Annotated in this window: 17 protein-coding genes; 5 read left to right on the plus strand and 12 right to left on the minus strand. The window is 40.4% G+C overall.

Going from position 1 to position 20,199, the window contains the following annotated elements:
* Positions 1-19: 19 nt before the first annotated feature.
* Entirely contained in the window at positions 20-1,438 is a 1,419-nt protein-coding gene (locus tag QM424_RS09255) for an NCS2 family permease (RefSeq protein WP_050262483.1), read from the minus strand.
* Between the two features lie 189 nt (positions 1,439-1,627).
* Here QM424_RS09255 and QM424_RS09260 point away from each other — a divergent pair, with 189 nt between their 5' ends.
* From QM424_RS09260 to QM424_RS09280, 5 genes are all read left to right on the plus strand, one after another.
* A complete protein-coding gene (locus QM424_RS09260) occupies positions 1,628-2,440 on the plus strand; it encodes a Cof-type HAD-IIB family hydrolase (protein WP_414394397.1) in 813 nt (270 codons plus the stop codon).
* Between the two features lie 224 nt (positions 2,441-2,664).
* A complete protein-coding gene (adhP, locus tag QM424_RS09265) occupies positions 2,665-3,684 on the plus strand; it encodes an alcohol dehydrogenase AdhP (protein WP_414394400.1) in 1,020 nt (339 codons plus the stop codon).
* Positions 3,685-3,917: 233 nt separating this feature from the next.
* Positions 3,918-4,907, plus strand: a complete 990-nt coding sequence (locus tag QM424_RS09270) for a PTS sugar transporter subunit IIB (RefSeq protein ID WP_004258131.1) — start codon at positions 3,918-3,920, stop codon at positions 4,905-4,907.
* Positions 4,908-4,932: 25 nt separating this feature from the next.
* Positions 4,933-5,736: a PTS mannose/fructose/sorbose transporter subunit IIC gene (locus QM424_RS09275; RefSeq protein ID WP_000022716.1), complete on the plus strand. Its 804-nt coding sequence runs from the start codon at positions 4,933-4,935 to the stop codon at positions 5,734-5,736.
* A 23-nt stretch (positions 5,737-5,759) separates the two neighbouring features.
* Positions 5,760-6,671: a PTS system mannose/fructose/sorbose family transporter subunit IID gene (locus QM424_RS09280; RefSeq protein ID WP_000136865.1), complete on the plus strand. Its 912-nt coding sequence runs from the start codon at positions 5,760-5,762 to the stop codon at positions 6,669-6,671.
* Between the two features lie 55 nt (positions 6,672-6,726).
* Here the strand turns inward: QM424_RS09280 and pepC are convergent, their stop codons facing one another.
* From pepC to QM424_RS09335, 11 genes are all read right to left on the minus strand, one after another.
* Positions 6,727-8,061, minus strand: a complete 1,335-nt coding sequence (gene pepC, locus QM424_RS09285; protein WP_414394404.1) for an aminopeptidase C — start codon at positions 8,059-8,061, stop codon at positions 6,727-6,729.
* A gap of 111 nt (positions 8,062-8,172) precedes the next feature.
* On the minus strand, positions 8,173-8,895 hold the full coding sequence (locus QM424_RS09290; RefSeq protein WP_414394407.1) for a pseudouridine synthase: 723 nt from the start codon (positions 8,893-8,895) through the stop codon (positions 8,173-8,175).
* Between the two features lie 17 nt (positions 8,896-8,912).
* Positions 8,913-9,143 (minus strand): hypothetical protein, encoded by a 231-nt coding sequence (locus tag QM424_RS09295; RefSeq protein WP_414394409.1) that lies wholly within the window; start codon positions 9,141-9,143, stop codon positions 8,913-8,915.
* Positions 9,144-9,163: 20 nt separating this feature from the next.
* Positions 9,164-9,394 (minus strand): GlsB/YeaQ/YmgE family stress response membrane protein, encoded by a 231-nt coding sequence (locus tag QM424_RS09300; protein WP_000901572.1) that lies wholly within the window; start codon positions 9,392-9,394, stop codon positions 9,164-9,166.
* A gap of 9 nt (positions 9,395-9,403) precedes the next feature.
* A complete protein-coding gene (locus QM424_RS09305; protein WP_414394411.1) occupies positions 9,404-10,645 on the minus strand; it encodes an aminopeptidase in 1,242 nt (413 codons plus the stop codon).
* A 21-nt stretch (positions 10,646-10,666) separates the two neighbouring features.
* Positions 10,667-10,819: a hypothetical protein gene (locus QM424_RS09310; protein WP_000776626.1), complete on the minus strand. Its 153-nt coding sequence runs from the start codon at positions 10,817-10,819 to the stop codon at positions 10,667-10,669.
* A 73-nt stretch (positions 10,820-10,892) separates the two neighbouring features.
* A complete protein-coding gene (locus QM424_RS09315) occupies positions 10,893-12,755 on the minus strand; it encodes a DUF262 domain-containing protein (RefSeq protein WP_140833286.1) in 1,863 nt (620 codons plus the stop codon).
* Entirely contained in the window at positions 12,749-14,059 is a 1,311-nt protein-coding gene (locus tag QM424_RS09320) for a DUF262 domain-containing protein (RefSeq protein WP_224219009.1), read from the minus strand. Before QM424_RS09320 ends, QM424_RS09315 begins: the two co-directional genes overlap by 7 nt.
* Before the next feature lie 7 nt (positions 14,060-14,066).
* Complete coding sequence (locus tag QM424_RS09325) at positions 14,067-15,020, minus strand: helix-turn-helix transcriptional regulator (protein ID WP_042749966.1); 954 nt, start codon at positions 15,018-15,020, stop codon at positions 14,067-14,069.
* 107 nt (positions 15,021-15,127) lie between these two features.
* Positions 15,128-15,652 (minus strand): DnaA ATPase domain-containing protein, encoded by a 525-nt coding sequence (locus QM424_RS09330; protein WP_140833282.1) that lies wholly within the window; start codon positions 15,650-15,652, stop codon positions 15,128-15,130.
* An 87-nt stretch (positions 15,653-15,739) separates the two neighbouring features.
* A complete protein-coding gene (locus QM424_RS09335) occupies positions 15,740-20,131 on the minus strand; it encodes a PolC-type DNA polymerase III (RefSeq protein WP_414394415.1) in 4,392 nt (1,463 codons plus the stop codon).
* Positions 20,132-20,199: the final 68 nt, after the last annotated feature.

The following is a 20,199-nucleotide window of genomic DNA, read 5'->3' on the forward strand; positions in this document are numbered from 1 at the left end:
CCTTTTTATATTATAGCATTTATAGTGCCATGCTGATATAGTTAAGGATAAACAAGGCATCCAAAATCCAAATCATGACATGAACATCTTTAGCTTGACCTTTGACAAGCTTAGTCAAAGTGTAAGTCAAGAAGCCAACTGCAATCCCTTGAGTGATAGAGTAGCTGAATCCCATAAAGATAGATGTGAAGAAAGCAGGAACCGCTTCAGACATATCGTCCCAATGGATATTTTTCAAGCTAGCCAACATCATAATCCCAACGATAATCAAGATTGGAGCTGTAGCGGCTGTTGGTACAATCGCTAGAAGTGGGCTAAAGAAGCTTGAGATCGCAAAACAGATTGCCACGACCAAGGCTGTCAAACCAGTACGTCCACCTGCACCGATACCAGCAGCAGACTCAACATAAGTCGTTACGTTTGAAGTACCTGCGATGGCACCAATTGAAGTACCAATCAAGTCTGAATAAAGAGCCTTGTCTAACTTAGCTGATTGGTGATTTTCACCATTTGTCGCTACGATACCAACTTTTTCACCTGTACCAATCAAGGTACCAATCGTGTCAAAAATATCTGTCAATGAGAAGGCTAGAATAGCCATTAGAGTTTCAGGCAAGCGAGCTGTATCTGAAATCAAAGCTCCCAAACCTTCTGAACCAAGAGCTGCACCAAAGACTGTCTTCAAGTCTTCAAAGGCTGCACCAACATGGTTATTAGCAAAATCGATACTAGACAAATCTACCAAACCAACTGCAATAGCAAGAACAGTTGTTGTCAAGATAGAGAGGATAATTCCCCCTTTAATCCCTTTGATAACAAAGAAGATAGTAATGGCAAGTCCTGCAAGAGCCACCAAAACAGCTGGATTATTAAAGCTGACCAATCCTGGAACCGCTGAAGAGTTTGCTGCAATCGTTGCTTGGGCTTTGTCAGCCCCTTCTCCTACAACAATATAGTTTCCTGGATCAATCGTGAATTTCAAAAGTCCAGCATTCTTAATCCCTACATAGGCAAGGAAGACACCGATACCAGCTGAAATAGCTGAGCGAAGAGCATTGGGAATCGATTCAATGATCATTTTACGAACATTTGTCAAGGTAATAATCAATGAGATAATTCCACAGATGAAGACCATAGCTAGGGCTTCTTGCCATGAATAACCAAGCCCGAATACAACTGTAAAGGTAAAGAAGGCATTGAGTCCCATACCTGGCGCTTGAGCATATGGTAAGTTGGCGTAGAAGGCCATCATCAGGGTACCAGCAACTGCACCGATAATCGTTGCGAGGAATACACCCTGAGCAGGCATTCCTGTTTGCGAAAGAATTTGTGGGTTTACAAAGAGAATATAGCTCATTGCAAAGAAAGTTGTTAAACCAGCGAGAACCTCTGTACGAACGTCTGTACCGTTCTCTTTTAGTTTAAATAATTTGTCCATTATCAATCTCCTTTTAATTTTTACGAACAATAATAGAATTATATCATTTATCATTCACTTTTTCAATATCTTTGTTTGATTTATTTAAGAAATTGATGAAATTTCATTTTTTGTTTGGAATCTGCTTTTCTGCCTGCTTTTTGTTATAATAGAAGACATCTTATCTGAAAAGACACTAGAAAGGTCCATATGACGAAAAAAATTATTGCAGTTGACCTAGATGGAACCCTGCTCAACTCAGACAGTCAAATTTCTGATTTTACCAAAAAAATCATAAAAAAAGTTACTGAAAAAGGCCATCAAGTTATTATTACGACAGGGCGCCCTTACCGCATGTCAAAAGATTTTTACCGTGAACTAGACTTAAACACTCCTATGATTAATTTCAACGGCTCCCTTACTCATTTACCAGACCAAGTTTGGGATTTTGAAAAGTGTTTGACTGTAGACAAAAAATATCTGCTAGATATGGTTCAACGTTCAGAAGACATTCAAGCCGATTTTATCGCTGGAGAATACCGTAAAAAATTCTACATTACAAATCCTAATGAAGAAATTGCCAATCCCAAACTATTTGGCGTAGAAGCTTTCCACCCTGAAGATCAATTTCAACCTGAATTAGTGACCAAAGATCCTAACTGTATCCTATTACAGACCAGAGCCAGTGACAAGTATGCCTTGGCAAAAGAAATGAACGCCTTCTACCAGCATCAACTTTCTATTAATACCTGGGGAGGTCCGCTCAATATCCTTGAGTGTACACCCAAAGGAGTTAATAAGGCCTTTGCTTTGGACTACTTGCTCAAGGTAATGAACCGCGATAAAAAGGATTTGATTGCCTTTGGAGATGAACACAACGATACCGAAATGCTCGCTTTTGCTGGGAAAGGTTATGCAATGAAAAATGCCAACCCAGAGCTACTCCCCTATGCAGATGAGCAAATTTCCTTGACAAATGACCAAGACGGTGTTGCCAAAACCCTGCAAGACTTATTCTTATAGTCCATTCTGGCCAGCTTGCGAGCTGGTCTTTGTGCTCTTTTCACAGTCTCATCAACCAGTTAATCGATTGTTCTACTTTTTGACTCCAAAACCTTGGAAAAGGCTTTCTTTTGTGATATACTTCACATATAAATACAAGAGAGCTCGTCATACTCGACTCTGTTGACACAAAATCAATCCAGTCCCGTTGTCCCTGTTCTCGGTCAATATCAAGGAGGATAGCTATGAAAGCTGTTGTTGTAAATCCAGAAAGCACTGGTGTTGCTGTTGAAGAAAAAGTACTCCGTCCACTTGAAACTGGGGAAGCACTTGTAGAAATTGAATACTGTGGTGTTTGCCACACTGACCTCCACGTTGCCCATGGTGACTTTGGTCAGGTACCAGGACGTGTCCTAGGTCACGAAGGTGTTGGTATCGTTAAAGAAATTGCCCCAGATGTGAAAAGCCTTAAAGTCGGTGACCGCGTCAGCGTTGCTTGGTTCTTTGAAGGATGTGGCACTTGCGAATACTGTACAACTGGTCGCGAAACCCTTTGCCGTACAGTAAAAAATGCTGGCTACTCAGTAGACGGAGGTATGGCTGAACAATGTATCGTAACTGCAGACTATGCTGTCAAAGTTCCTGACGGACTTGATCCAGCCCAAGCCTCTTCTATCACATGTGCTGGTGTAACAACCTATAAAGCTATTAAAGAGGCCAAAGTTGAACCAGGCCAATGGGTTGTTCTTTACGGCGCTGGTGGACTTGGTAACCTAGCTGTTCAATACGCTAAAAAAGTATTCAATGCTCATGTCATCGCAGTTGATATCAATAACGACAAACTTGTCCTTGCAAAAGAAGTAGGTGCTGACATTGTTATTAACGGCCTAGAAGTTGAAGATGTACCTGGACTCATCAAGGAAAAAACTGATGGTGGAGCTCATTCAGCTGTCGTAACTGCTGTATCTAAAGTTGCCTTCAACCAGGCTGTTGACTCAGTTCGTGCTGGTGGTCGCGTTGTCGCTGTCGGCCTTCCTTCTGAAATGATGGAACTAAGTATCGTAAAAACCGTTCTAGATGGAATCCAAGTCATCGGTTCTCTTGTAGGAACTCGTAAAGACTTGGAAGAAGCCTTCCAATTCGGTGCAGAAGGTTTAGTAGTTCCAGTTGTTCAAAAACGTCCAATAGAAGATGCCGTAGCCATTTTCGACGAAATGGAAAAAGGTCAAATCCAAGGACGTATGGTACTCGATTTCACCCACTAATCTAATAAAAACCTATAAAAAAGTTGGAATACGCTTCCAACTTTTTTATATTAAATTTTTAAATAAGGATTCAAAAAAACTTCTATAAAACTCAATATATCAATATCTTCAGATGTAATCTTTTTAATTATTTTATGATAAATAGTTGATTTTTAGATGAAAACGGTTTATACTTAAAAAGTCTTAAAGTTTTCTTAAACGAAAACCAAAACAAAAAAGGAGGAATGACAATAATGAGTATCGGAATCATTATTGCGAGCCACGGCGAATTTGCTGCGGGTATTCATCAGTCAGGATCTATGATCTTTGGTGAACAAGAAAAGGTTCAAGTTGTAACCTTTATGCCAAATGAAGGTCCTGATGATCTATACGCTAAGTTTAATAACGCTGTTGCTGCATTTGACGCAGAAGATGAGGTTCTAGTTCTGGCTGACCTTTGGAGTGGATCTCCATTTAACCAAGCTAGTCGCGTGATGGGAGAAAATCCTGAGCGTAAGTTTGCCATCATCACAGGACTGAACTTACCGATGTTAATTCAAGCCTACACAGAGCGCCTCATGGACGCTGCTGCAGGTGTAGAAAAAGTCGCTGCGAATATTATTAAAGAAGCCAAAGATGGCATCAAAGCTCTTCCAGAAGAGCTAAACCCAGTTGAGGAAGTAGCAAGCGCTGCAGCTGCTCCAGTTGCCCAAGCTGCTATTCCAGAAGGAACTGTCATCGGAGACGGTAAACTCAAAATCAACCTTGCCCGTCTAGACACTCGTTTACTTCACGGTCAGGTTGCAACTGCTTGGACTCCAGATTCAAAAGCAGACCGTATCATCGTTGCTTCAGATAACGTAGCTAAAGACGAATTACGTAAAGAATTGATTAAACAAGCAGCTCCAGGTAAAGTGAAAGCAAACGTTGTTCCTATCCAAAAACTAATCGACGTTGCAAAAGATCCTCGCTTCGGAGGAACACATGCCCTTATCTTGTTTGAAACACCTCAAGATGCCCTTCGTGCTATCGAAGGTGGCGTGCCAATCAAAACTCTTAATGTTGGATCAATGGCTCACTCAACTGGTAAAACAATGGTTAACAACGTTTTGTCTATGGATAAAGAAGACGTTGCTACATTTGAAAAAATGCGTGACCTTGGTGTTGAATTTGATGTACGTAAAGTACCAAACGACACGAAAAAAGATTTGTTTGACTTGATCAACAAAGCAAACGTGCAATAATCGATTTTATGAAAGGATTTTAAAGATGTCTATTATTTCTATGGTTTTAGTAGTCGTTGTAGCCTTCCTAGCAGGTCTTGAAGGTATCCTCGACCAGTTCCAATTCCATCAACCAATCGTAGCTTGTACCCTTATCGGTCTTGTTACTGGTAACCTTGAAGCAGGGATTATCCTTGGTGGTTCTCTTCAAATGATCGCCCTTGGTTGGGCTAACATCGGAGCTGCCGTAGCTCCTGACGCTGCTCTTGCTTCTGTTGCTGCTGCCATTATCATGGTTCTTGGTGGCGACTTTACTAAGACAGGTATCGGTGTTGCCCAAGCGGTTGCTATCCCTCTTGCAGTTGCTGGTCTATTCTTGACTATGATTGTCCGTACACTCTCTGTCGGATTGGTTCACACTGCTGATGCTTCTGCTAAAAAAGGTGACTTCAAAGCAGTTGAACGTGCTCACTTTGTCGCACTTCTTCTTCAAGGTCTTCGTATTGCAGTCCCTGCAGCACTCCTTCTAATGGTACCAACTGAAACCGTACAAAGCATTCTAAATGCTATGCCTGATTGGCTCAAAGATGGTATGGCTATCGGTGGTGGTATGGTCGTTGCCGTTGGTTACGCTATGGTTATCAACATGATGGCAACTCGTGAAGTATGGCCATTCTTCGCTATCGGTTTCGTGCTTGCTGCCGTGTCAGATATTACTCTAATCGGATTTGGTGCTATCGGTGTTGCTATCGCTCTTATCTACCTTCACCTTTCTAAAACTGGTGGAAATGGTGGCGGAGGAGCCGCAACTTCTAACGACCCAATCGGCGATATCCTAGAAGACTACTAAGATAAGAAAGGACTGAAAACATCATGACTGAAAAACTTCAATTAACTAAATCAGATCGTAAAAAAGTTTGGTGGCGTTCAACTTTCTTACAAGGTTCTTGGAACTATGAACGTATGCAAAACTTGGGTTGGGCTTACTCATTAATTCCAGCTCTTAAAAAACTTTACACTAAAAAAGAAGATCAAATCGCTGCTCTTGAACGCCATCTTGAGTTCTTCAACACTCACCCATACGTAGCCGCTCCAATCATGGGGGTTACTCTTGCACTTGAAGAAGAACGTGCTAACGGTGTTGAAATCGATGACGCTGCTATCCAAGGGGTTAAAATCGGTATGATGGGACCTCTTGCTGGTATCGGTGACCCAGTATTCTGGTTTACAGTACGCCCAATCCTTGGATCACTCGGTGCTTCACTTGCCCTTACTGGTAATATCTTAGGTCCAATCCTCTTCTTCGTTCTTTGGAACTTGATTCGTATGTCATTCTTGTGGTATACACAAGAGATTGGATACAAGGCTGGATCAGAAATCACTAAAGATATGTCTGGCGGTATCCTTCAAGACATCACTAAAGGAGCTTCTATCCTTGGTATGTTCATTCTTGCTGTCCTTGTTCAACGTTGGGTAAATATTAAATTTGCTTTCGATGTTGCCAAAGTTCAACTAGATGAAAAGGCTTATATCCATTGGGATAAATTGCCAGAAGGATCTAAAGGTATCCAAGAAGCATTCGCACAAGTAGGACAAGGATTGTCTCAAACGTCTGAAAAAGTTACTACTTTCCAACAAAACTTGGATATGTTGATTCCTGGACTATCAGGACTACTCCTTACTTTCCTTTGCATGTACTTGCTTAAGAAAAAAGTATCTCCAATCACTATTATCCTTGCACTCTTCGCAGTGGGTATTGTGGCACATGTTCTTCACATCATGTAATCAAGCAACTTAAAAGGAATCAGGTTCTAAAATCTGATTCCTTTTTTCTATACTTTTATTCGGCCAAGGCCCCCATTGGATCCCATGGTGCGAGTACAATTGGTTCTGCTTCATAGGCAGCTTGTTCTTCTGCTGTCAGCAATTCTTTGCGGACAACGATTTGATATGTGTATTCGTCCATCCAAGCGTCTGAGGCAACAAAGTAACCATCTGTACCGACCTTGTCTCCCCATGAGTTTTCAACCTTCCACTTGGTTGACTTACCATTTTCGTCCAAGTCAACACCTGTCAAGACCATGGCGTGGGTCATCAAGCTTTCACTATAGTCCAAACGTCCAGCCTTGTCTTGAGTAAGTTTAATGTCCATGCTTGATTCAAAGTCATAAACATCTGTCGCAAGGATGCCAGCCTTACGGTTGCTGAGCTGGCCGACATCAGAACCAAACCAAACAGTCTCACCTGCTTGCATTTGGGCAATCGCCAATTCTTTCAAGCGCTCCATTGGAACGTTGATGTAGCGAACTGCACGGCTACCAACCACATTCCCCAACATCTCAACTGTGTAAGATTTTCCGTAAGGTTTATCAGCAGTTGGAGCATTGATAACAGAAACGTAGTCTTCTAAAGGAAGATTGACATATTTCTTGTAAAACTCTTGTGGTGTGATTCCTTTTTCACTTTTGTAGTTGTTATCTTTATCGCGATAAGCAAAGTCAAACTTGCGTGGTGGAAGTCCTAAAGACATGGCGAGGAAGTTAAATATCTCTTGCAAGAGGTCTTCTTTCTTAGCTTGAACAGTCGCTTGGTCTGCGCCAGAAGCTAGTAAGTCACGCAAGATTTGAGCATCTTGACGAAGCAATTTATTAAGAATGGCATTTAGCTCACGACTGCTGCTAGAGGAAACAGACTCAGGGTAAACTGACTTAGGAACGACACCGTATTTCTCAAAGAGTGCAACGACCATATCCCATTGACCGCCATCTTGTTGTGGAGTTTGAAGTAGGAATTTAACCTTACGGCTAGTTAGGTCTTGGTCTGCAGTCGCAATGACTTGCTCTAAGAACCAGTTTGATTTCTCATACTTGTCCCAGAAGAATGTGTGGGCCTGTGACAACTCAAAATTTTCCAGTTTGTATTGTGAGATGAGCTTGTGGCGGAAGGTGTTGAGAGCCGCAAACATCCAGCAACGACCAGATGCTTTCTGGTTAGTTACCTTGTCCTTGGTCAAATCCAATGAGAAAACAGGTGTGTTATCTACATGGCTTTGGCGACGTTCTAGAGCTGCAAAAATTCCATTGTGACTAGCAGCATTTTCAATCGCTTGGTATTTTACATTTGCTTCATAATTGGCAAATAGTTTATCAGTAAATGATTCTTGAATCGCGTTCATAGATTCCTCCTTTTATTCTACAGTCTATTATAACGCTTTTTACAAAGGAAGCAACTGAAAAACATAAAAGGCAAGGACATTGTCTCTTACCTTTTTCAAATATAAACTAAATTAAGCAATACTAGCAAGGAGAATTTCTAACTCTTCCTTGGTCAAGCGACGCCATTCCCCTCGTTGTAAGTTCTCATCCAAGACTAAAGTTCCCATAGTCAAACGCTGTAGGTCTACTACTTCCTTGCCACAGTAGGCCACCATACGCTTGACCTGATGAAACTTCCCTTCTGCAATAGTCACACGGATTTGACTCTGATTCTTTTCTGCATCTGTAGAAAGAATCTCCAGTTTAGCAGGCTGACAAGTAAAGTCTTTGAGAGGAATACCATCAGCAAATATCTCCACATCTTCTTGGGCCATAATTCCCTTGACCTGAGCCAGATAAGTCTTGTCCACATGACGCTTGGGTGAAAGAAGAGCATGGGCAAGCTTGCCGTCATTGGTCAAGAGCAAAAGACCATGCGTGTCAATATCCAAGCGTCCTACTGGGAAAACTTCCTTGCTCCGAGCAATATCATCCAGCAAGTCCAACACCGTTCTGTGCTTAGGATCCTCAGTCGCTGAGATAACTCCTTGAGGCTTGTTCATCATATAGTAGACAAACTCTTCATACTCCAACACTTGCCCATCAAAGCGAATATCATCTCTTTCTTCATCAATCTGCAATTTAGCTGATTTCTCTTTTTTACCATTTACCGTCACGCGCCCAGCCTTAAGCATGTTTTTGACCTCTGTCCGACTCCCTACAGCGCAGTCAACTAAAAATTTATCCAATCTCATAGAACTATTATATCATATCAAAAGGAGGCTGGTACAATGACCAACCTCCTTTTCGTTTCATACTCTTCAAAAATCTCTTCAAACCACGTCAACGTCGCCTTGCCGTATGTATGGTTACTGACTTCGTCAGTTCTATCTGCAACCTCAAAACAGTGTTTTGAGCTGGCTTCGTCAGTTCTATCTACAACCTCAAAACAGTGCTTTGAGCAACCTGCGGCTAGTTTCCTAGTTTGCTCTGTGATTTTCATTGAGTATCAGATTTAAGAAATTAACTTCCTCGTCTCCAAAAAATCGCTAAGACAATCATGGAACCTAGTACTGCCGGAATAATGGCAGTTCCTGCTATTATCGGTCCCCAAGTCCCAAAAAGCAAGTGGCCTATAAAGGCACCAATCCATCCGAGAAACATTTTTCCAAAACATCCCATGCGTTCTCCACGATTGGTCAGAGTACCTGCTAAAAATCCCACTAGGAGACCAACGAACATACTTCCTAACATATTATCTCCTTAATTTGCCCAATCTCCGTTACGGAAGAGTGGTACACGCGTCCCATCATCACGGATACCATCGATATCCATTTGGTTAGAACCAATCATAAAGTCTACGTGAACATCTGAACGGTTAAGCCCCGCAGCTTCAAGCTCCTCTTCACTCATCTCCGCTCCACCAACAACGCTAGTTGCATAGGCTGCACCGATAGCCAAGTGATTTGACGCATTTTCATCGAAAAGGGTGTTAAAGAAGGTAATGCCTGACTGAGAAATTGGGCTTGGATCTGGTACCAAGGCACATTCACCCAAGGCACGCGCACCCGCATTTTCAAAGACAAGGTCTTTCATGACCTGATCGCCTTTTTCTGCAGTGATATCCACAATTTGTCCATCCTTAAAGGTCACCTTAATACCTTCAATAATGTTTCCGTTATAACTAAGCGGTTTTGTAGACGTTACATAACCATCTGCACGACGGAAATCAGGCGCTGTGAAGACTTCCTCTGTCGGCATATTTGGCAAGAATCCTTCGCCCTGCGCATTGATAGCACCAGCTGATTCCCAAACATGGTTCTTCGGCAAACCAAGTGTCAAATCTGTCCCTGGAGCTGTGTAGTGAAGAGCTGAAAATTGCTCTTTATTGAGCATATCGGCCTTGCTCTTGAGGATAGCTGCATGCTCTTCCCAAGCCTTAACAGGATCTGCTTCGTAGACACGACAAGTTTTGAAGATTTGGTCCCAAAGGAGATCGACTGCTTCTTCGTCGCTCGCAGCATTTGGAAAGACTTTCTTAGCCCACTCAAGTCCAGCAGCGGCTGCTACCGTCCAGCTAACCTTGTTGGATTGAGTTGCGATACGCATTGGCTTCATGGCAAGTCCCATAGCTTTAGCAGAAGCTGATAGCTTGTCAGCATCCACACCGTTCAAAGCACCTGGATCAGATGAACGAACTCCAAGACGGCTAGCCTTGTTCTCCAAAAGATAGTTCATCTCAGCAATCTTGTATTCTGGCACATTGTCCAAACGCTCCATCGGCGCATGGAGGAATTTCTCACGGTTAATGACATCATCTGTCCACTGAACGATAACCTCATGCGCACCCAAGGCATAGGCTTCTTTGACGATTAGGTGAGCTAACTCACGTTGCTCCACATCGATAGAGAGAGCCAAGGTATGACCAGGTTGCACATTGATTCCGTTTGCAACCAAAAGCTTAGCGTATTTTTCTAGATTTTCTTTAAAATTTGGTAAAACCATGTAATTTTCTCTTTTCTATTTTTATTTTTCTTTCAAAGCAGAGAATAATCCTGCTAAAGCAATGGCACCTGACAAGAGTGCTGTTGATAGAAGAATTGTCTGATCAGCAAGTTCTAATTGATATTCAAATACCTTCTCAGCCGGCTTATCTTCCGCAAAAATTCTTAGTTTCATGAAATATCCTCCCTTACTAGTATATCACATATATTGGTATTTTAAAAAACAAGCTTACTGAAGCTTGTTTTAATTAGCTATTACAAAAATTTTGTACATATCTTTCCACTTCTTTTTCCATAGATTGAATCTCACCAATATCCCATCTATTTTTTTTAGAAGTTATCTCTGCCATCATCTGTAATTTTAAACTCTGGCGATGGAATATATCTTCTTTTTCCCATTGTTTTAATTTAGCTTCTGGATAGGAGTTGCCAAACCTGGAGTTCTGACTATCGGTAATAATACAAAGGTTGCCAAAGGAATGTAAAAACTCAGCAGGTAATTGGCTCTCTCCATCATGTCCATTTGGATTCTGAGGATACCAATGTTCTACGGAGCGACGATAAGCAAATTTAAAATCTTTAAACTCAATATCGTAATCTTTCTTCAATTCTTCACGATTTTTCCATAAAACATAATCTACAAAGTTAAAAGCGTAAACAGGAATTGCCCCATATTTTTTGATACTTTTATCTTCGGTAAACAATCTTTCCTCAGCATATCTCACTGCCATTTTTTCAAGAAAATCCTTAAACTGACTAGCAAATTCTGTTTGATTTAGCTCTTCAATATGGTTAAAGAGGAATTGCAAGATTTCATATAACCAACGACTGTCACGATTAGCAGTAAAGGTCACAGCAAACATGGATTGGAGGAGAATAATGTTTTTGTTTAAATTGTCAAAAGTATTGTTTTGATAATTAATTCGAACATATTTCCATCCTCTATTTTCATTTCGTTGATATGTCTCATACTGACCTCGTTTGATTTGCCATTCGGTTTCATTTTCTAATTGGACACTTTTTACGATAAACGTATCAAATATATGCTTCATAGTCAGAAGTAGTTGCCCAAATTGTTGGACCCATTCTCTATCTCGTCGTTCAATTTCAAAAATTTTCAATAATTTTTTATCATCAAATGTAGTTTCATCATTTCCTTCCATGATGAAAAAAACTTGAAGCAAAAATGTTGGAAAATCAATTACAGTCGTATAATTTGAAATATCTACTCCATTATTTACTAAGCTACTACTTTCATATTTTGTCTGAATAATTGCATCTAGTAAACTTCGTTGCTCAATTTTTTTTACTCTTATTTTCTCAAATACACTTTCCAATTTGAAGTTAGTAAATTCTTTACCAAAAATTTTCTCCCCCTCTTCATCAGAATTGTTTGGTCTACTTCGGATTTGAAAAGTTTTTATTACCGGCTTATCAAATTCTGCACAGGCGTCCCAAATTCTCGCAAATTTTTGTGCCATTTCTTGATCTTCACCAAATTTAGACATCATTTGTGCCTTAAGAATCTCATGAGCCTCTAGTTGTTCTCCTCGAGAGTTGAAACGTTCGAAATAAAGATTCAAATCTAAATCTTCAGGAAGTATACTCCGAAAAATGATGACCTTATCAAAAAGATAATCAACGAAAGACTGAGGATTAAGCTGGCGCTCCTCTAGCACTTTTTTCAATGCGTCTCTAGCATGTCTGTAGCCTCTAGTCAGCTCATTTTCATCTCCCTCTAAAATTTTTTTCTTGGCAAATAGATCTTGAATATTCTTATTTGATTTCTTCCTAGCTGGAAAGGTAAGCTTGACAGCTTTCAATCTATCAAAACCAAACTCATGCTTCAAAGCTAAGGCAATCAAATTAAGGGCTGTTGTTCGTTGTTGCCCATCTATGATTTTGAAAAGGTCATTCTCTTTATTAACGACTAATGTTCCAATATAGTAATTGTAATTATCTCTATTTTCTTGAAAAGCATCTGCTACGTCGTTCAATAACTGTTCAATTTCATCATAAGTCCAAGCAAAATTTCTCTGATAAAGAGGAATAGCATAGGTATCTTCATTTAACAAACGATTAACTGATAAGCTTATATGTGTTTCTACCATTTATCTTTTTCCTCTTCTATAATCTTGTCCACAGTATAATTTTCAAATAATTCTCTATCTATCTTGATCATGAAATCATTCGGAGTAACAGCATGGGATAAAAGTTGAAATAGCTTTTGAGCCTCTTTTTGTCTAAAACTTCCACCAGCGGCGTATTTCCCTACCGTTGCATCATATATAGCTTTAGACTTAACTCGAGGGTAATAAGACCAAATAAACAAGGTCTCTACTATCTCCTTTGATAGCTCCTCTTTTCCAAATCTATCTGCGAAAAGCGAGCAAATATTTAGGAATATATTGTGACACTTGAGGTAGCGTCCTTTTGAGCTATTGTAAATGTTTAACATACCTTCTGGGTAAGCCAAATTTTGTTCTTCCTTCTCTGACTCATTAGAGAATCCTAACTTTTTATTTAAAAATTTTTTATGAACTCTAATAGTTTCATGAGCAGATTCAATATACTCAAAAAATTTACTTCCATCAATGATTGGCATAGTAATGGACATAGGGAGCTTTTCAATATGACGATACAATTCTAAGTATGGAAAGTTCTGATTCAAATCAACGCCTTTAAAATCGTCAATAAAATCCTCTGTAAAACGGAGATAAGATCCATAACGCTTGTTTGTCAATCCTGTCTCTCCTCGCGACCAACGTCTCATACGAAAAAGATGTTTATCAAATAACTCTTTGAGACTTAAATCTTTATCTTCTACAAATTGCTCCCACTTTTCCACAATTCTTTCATCTTCGGAATCTTGCTTGCGAAGATGATAGGCTTTGAGCAAATCATGAGGTTCTAAAGATTTTCCACGATTATTCTGAGAATCAAATAACTGAAAGGCTTCAGATAATCGTTTCTTTGGCATAGTAATCACGGAGACAGAACAATTTTCCAATAAAAAATTGCAAATATCTTTTGCCTGATTTTCGCCAACCAATTGAGTCAAATTTTCCCACTCATTATAATTTTCACTCGCATGATAGCAAGATAGCTCTCCAAATACAGCAGCACTCAGCAGTTGCTTAGCACCCTTATAATTCTCTAATCTATCTAATAAATGAAGAAACAAGGAAATTGAAATTAGCCGTTGCTGTCCATCGACAATATCATATCCATCATTTTCATGTAAGATAACGGAACCAATCTGATATTCCTTTTTCCCCATAGCATCTCGTAAATCATAAAAAAGATTACGGATATGTTTTCTGTTCCATTTATAAGGTCTTTGATAAGAAGGAATCCGCAAATTCCCTTCTTTCAATAGTTCTCCAACCTTTTTAGAAGTAAATTGAATAGTCATTTTATCCTCATCTATTATATTTATCTAGCATTTCTTGAACTGTTTGCTTCATATCCTCCACTAAAATCCGAGGAGACAAAACAGTAACTGCTTCCCCTTGCCCCAACAACCAGCGTTTAAGCCCCGGTGTATGCTGACTCTCAAACTTAAAATGAGTCCAGTCGCCATTTTTCCCAACTGTTTTTGCATTTGGAAATTGATCCATCACAATCGTCGGATCGTACAAATACTCGATTTCAATACTGATTTTCTTCCCGATAAAAGCATCTACTCTCTCGTTACGAATGTCGCCATCTCTAAATTTATCTCGATAAGAAATAGAGGGTTTCTCTATATCACTAAGAGACCATGACTCGATACGGTCTACTCTTAAAGTAATATAAGTAGCATGTTTCAACTGGTAGACAACTAGATAGAAATAATGACTATCATAATAAAGAGAGACTGGCAAAACAGTCTGCCTCTTAGAAGATTCAGAATAAGGTTTTTGATAGATAATATCTAGAACCTGTTCATGCAAAATAGCTTCTGATAAATTCCAAATTTTCTCTATTCTATTTTGTTGATCCGTTAAGGGAGCATAGTTCAGCTTTTCACTTCCAATAATCTGCTCGATTTCTTTCCGATCATCACGGGGAACTAAGACCAGTAAATTATGTAGTAAACTAGCAATTTCTGGTCTATTCAGTGCTCGATTTTCCAATAAAATCTTTGAAATAACGAGAATATCCTTTTTATTAAAAACTGACTTACTTGCTAAACAATACTTATTCGTTTTACGGTTATAAAGCAAATCTCCACTATAACTGGTGTGACTAGATAAAATATCACGGAGTAGCGAAAAATCTCTCTGTATCGTCTTTTCACTAACCTCAAATTCCTGAGCCAGTTGCTTTTTTCCTAACGGAGTCCCAAACTGTAAACGTAAAAAAATCGTTAGCAGTCTCTCTTGATCATTCATTTCCAGTCCTTCTACATATTATTCAAACAATACTATTTCCAGTACATTATTATCACTTCTATAGTCTAACTAGCACTTTATATTCAAAACGATTAAAGCAAAATAAACTAGCCCTTAGATGATTTCAACTGTACCACTATGCCAGATTCGAAGAACTCAACTACGGATTCAGGCATATTTTTTAAGTCTTCGGGTAAGCAGTCTGAATATACAATGAAGAGTTTGTTTCTTTTCTTACTCTCTTTGAATCGCTGCATCCAGTATTCCTGTACCCTTTGATCAGCCTCTCCCAAAAATTGAACTCCATTCAGAAAAAGCCAATCATACTCTGTATACTCCATTTGCAGTTTTATCCATTGACTATCTTTAGAAGAAATCAAATTATCTCTCACTCGATAATATGCAAGTGATGCTATTGGAGTAGCAGGTTTTATTTTAGTTAACGTATAATAAAACAAATGCCATCTATCAGTCTCTGAAATACCGCAAATGTAAATACATTGAGAATCTTCTTTTAAGTCTATTTGTGGGAATCCGGTCCAATCATTCCCATCATCTTTCAAGCCTTTTTCAAAATTATAAATTTCCTCTTCAATTGACACATTAGAATTTAAAATTTCTTGATTCACCATATTATACTCTCTTTTCTATTATTTTTAAGAGAATTATAACAAATCAAGTGGACATATTTTGTCCACTTGATCAAAATAAGCAATTTTTTAAAACAATTCATCAAACAAACTCAACTGGTTATCCTCTGGCATATTGCCGAGGATGCCCATTTCGTCCATCTTTTCAACCAAGGTTGATGAAAGCCCTCCACGCTTACGCAATTCTGTTTTAGAAAGAAATTCTCCTTCTTCACGTGCTCGTACCAACTGCTTGGCAACGTTCTCTCCCAGACCATCCATAGCAACAAATGGCGGAATGAGGGTATCCCCATCGATGAGGAACTCTGTCGCCTGACTACGGTAGAGGTCTAATTTGCCAAACTTGAAACCACGTTCCCACATTTCATTGACGATTTCAAGAGTTGTATAGAGGTCAATTTCCACATTAGAGGCCTCATTGTTCTTCCGTTTTTCAGCGATTTCTTCCATTCTGCGTTTGATGGCCTCCAAGCCCGCACCCATGGTCTTGATATCAAAAGCCTTAGCACGGATTGAGAAGTAAGCACAGTAGTAATAAATAGGATGGTGAACCTTGAAGTAGGCCACACGCAAGGCCATCATAACGTAGGCTGCCGCGTGGGCTTTAGGGAACATGTACTTAATTTTCCCACAGGACTCGATATACCACTCTGGCACCTTATTGGCCTTCATTGCTTCGATATAGCCATTTCGCTCCTCTTCGGAAATCTTGAGCCACAATCCCTTACGTACCCGTTCCATGATGGTAAAGGCCATCTTAGGTTCGAGACCAGCATGCATGAGGTAAACCATGATGTCGTCCCGACAACCGATAACGGTTGATAGGTCCGCAATTCCCTGTTTAATCAAATCTTGGGCATTGCCCAGCCAAACGTCGGTACCGTGGGACAATCCAGACAACTGTAGCAACTCAGCAAAGGTCGTCGGATGGGTTTCATCGACCATCCCACGCACAAAGTTGGTTCCAAACTCTGGAATCCCCAACATACCCGTAGGCGTTCCGATTTGCTCAGGTGTTACCCCAAGTACATCAGTACCAGAAAAGAGAGCCATCACACCTTCGTCATCCATAGGGATTTCATTAGGATCAATCCCAGACAAATCCTGAAGTTTCCGAATCATGGTCGGATCATCATGTCCCAGTACATCTAGTTTAAGGACATTTTCATCGATATCGTGGAAGTTAAAGTGAGTGGTCTGCCATTCAGCCGTCACATCATCCGCTGGATACTGGACAGGCGTAAAATCGTAGACATCCATGTAGTTCGGAATAACAACGATTCCCCCTGGGTGTTGTCCAGTTGTTCGTTTAACCCCAGTAGCTCCCTGGGCTAAACGCTCCACCTCTGCAGCACGATAAAATTTCCCATAATCTCTCTCGTAACCCTTGACAAAGCCATAGGCTATCTTAGCTTTCACCGCACCTACCGTTCCTGCACGGAAGGCATATTCCTCACCAAAGATATCACGCACATCCAAGTGGGCACTAGGCTGATCTTCACCCGAAAAGTTCAAGTCAATATCGGGTACCTTATCCCCATCAAAACCAAGGAAAGTCTCGAAAGGAATATCCTGTCCGTTTTTGCTGAGTTTGTGACCACATTTAGGACAGTCCTTATTGGGCATATCAAAACCTGAACCGTAAGATCCATCGGTAATAAACTCACTGTACTGACACTGACCACAGACATAGTGAGGAGAGAGAGGATTGACCTCTGTAATCCCAATCATGGTCGCAACGAAACTAGATCCGACAGATCCACGAGAACCCACCAAGTAACCCCGTTCATTGGAACGTTGCACCAACATCTGGGAAGCTAGGTAAATCACAGCAAATCCATTCCCCAGAATAGAAGTTAATTCCTTTTCAATTCGCAAATCAACGATATCTGGTAGCGGATTTCCATAAATCTCAAAAGCTTTCTTGTAGGTCAATTCAGCGACCGTTTCTTCAGCCTTGTCAATGAAAGGCGTATACAAGTCCCCCTTAACAACCTCAACAGGCTCAAAGGTTTCTGCCAAGGCATTGGTGTTTTCAATAACCAATTCCCGAGCTAATTTCTCTCCCAAGAAGGCAAATTCATCCAACATCTCATTGGTCGTTCGAAAATGAGCCTTGGGAAGAGGTGCTGGTTGGGCATGTTCTCCATGACCGATAGTTCGGTTAATCATCGCTCCCTGACCCAAACTACGAACGATAATTTCACGGTAAATTTCTTCTTCTGGTTCGATATAGTGGACATTCCCCGTAGCCAAAACGGGCTTGCCAAGGCGGTCTCCAACCTCTATTAAACTCTTGATAATAGTCTGGAGTTCTTCCATATCCTTGACTTGCTCCTTGGCAATCAAGGGAGCATAGATAGCTGGTGGCATGACCTCGATAAAGTCATAATACTTAGCCACCTCAACCGCTGCATCCACACCTTGGGAAACGACTGCATCAAAAACTTCGCCTTCTGCACAGGCTGATCCTAAAATCAAGCCCTCTCGATGGGCATCTAGAACCGTTCTCGGAATCCGTGGCACCCCTTCAAAGTACTTGGTATTAGACAAGGAAACCAGCTTAAAGATATTTTTTAGTCCTACCTGATTCTTGACATAGATGGTCGCATGCTTGATCCGAGCTTTTTTATAAGAATCTGGACTAATCAAATCAATGTTAAGTCTAGCTAGATCGGTCACACCATGCTTTTCTGCTACTTCTTTGATAAAAATAAAGAGCAGACGACCAGTAGCTTCCGCATCGTAATTGGCCATGTGGTGATGTTCTAAGGCCACACCAAAACGCTTGGTCAAAGGCCCCAAACCATGACGTTTATACTCAGGATAGAGATTTCTAGCAAACTCCAGCGTATCAATAACTGGCTGACTAATCTTTGGCAGACCATGACGCTCATAGTTGGCATTCATAAATCCAACGTCAAAGGTCGCATTGTGAGCAACTAGAACCGTATCCTTACAAAATTCTTGGAATTCTTGTAAAACTTGTTCTAGTGGTTTGGCATTTTTGACATGATCATCTGTAATTCCAGTCAACTCAGTAGTAAAGGCTGACAAGGGATGCCCGGGATTAATAAATTCATCAAATTCAGCAATGACATTCCCCTTGTACATCTTAGAGGCTGCAACCTGAATCAAGTCATTATAGATGGCTGATAGCCCTGTCGTTTCCACGTCAAAGACCACATAGGTCGCTTCCGATAAGTCCATCTCCACTTCGTTATAGACGATAGGGACACGGTCCTCCACGATATTGGCTTCCATTCCATAGATCAGCTGGATTCCCGCTTTCTTAGCTGCCTTATAGCCGTGTGGGAAGGATTGAACATTCCCGTGGTCGGTGATAGCAACTGCTTTGTGTCCCCACTTAGCAGCTGTCGCAACGATTTCTTCTACCTCTGGCAAAGCATCCATAGTCGACATGTTAGTATGAGCATGAAACTCAACCCGACGCTCACCTTCTGGCATCAAATCCTTCCGCTCATAGTGAACAACTTCCTGCACATCCTGCACATTCATAGTCAAATCGCGTGTGAAGTTATTCATCTCCACATTCCCACGCACTCGGAGCCAAGAATTTTTCTTGATGAGATCAAACTTCTGAGCCTCTTCCTCGTTCTTAACCCACTTTTGCATAGAAAAACTTGAAGTATAGTCCGTCATTTTAAAATTGATTAAAACACGCCCTGTTCTGGTCACTTTTTGCTCCACATCAAACACAACCCCTTCAAAGACCAGACGATTTTCCTCCGTCGTCACTTCGATCATAGGAGTAATCTCCGCCTTGTCCAGCTTGGGTTTGGCTGCAGCTTTTTTTGCTTGAAAATCAAAGGCTGGTTTCTCTTCTGCTGGAGGAGGTGCCATCTGTTCCAGTTGCTCCATAGCACGGAGCGCTTCCTCATTGGCAGCTTGAACAATCTGCTCATTTTCCGCATGAAAGGCCTCTTCCTGCTCTTGAGTCAGGACATCATTCTTCTCTACTTGACAAATAAAAGTTGGAAAACCAAACTTTTTAAGTTGTTTGGCTAAATTAGGAAGATGATTCTTCTTAAAATGTTCCTTATCAATCGCCTCTGAACCTTCAATAAAGAGTTGATTGCCCTCAGCACGAACTTGCAAATTCTGATAAAGGGACTTAAAACCTTGACTAGCACATGGCCCCTCAGAGAAAGCCTCTCTATAGTAGGACTGTAAGAGTTGGTTTGAAAATTCTTGAGACAGAACCTTGATTTCGAAAACAGCTTTATTGCCTGTCTTAGAAAATTCTTCCCTCAAACCTTTCTTTAATTCTAAAAAAATTTCAATCGGTAAAATATTAGAAAATACGAAATGAAACTCCCATACCTTACTAATTTTATGAACTACAACTCGCTCAATATCAGCATGTGATAAAGCAGATGCCTGTCTCATTTCATCAGGCATCCCCAGTTGATTCATCAAAATTTCAAAACTATTTGACATTCATTTTCCTCACATTATTCTCCTACTATTTTACCATATTTAGAGGTATTTTCTAAAGACAAAAGGAA

Source organism: Streptococcus mitis (assembly GCF_047464945.1).
In the GTDB taxonomy this organism is placed as follows: domain Bacteria; phylum Bacillota; class Bacilli; order Lactobacillales; family Streptococcaceae; genus Streptococcus; species Streptococcus mitis_EA.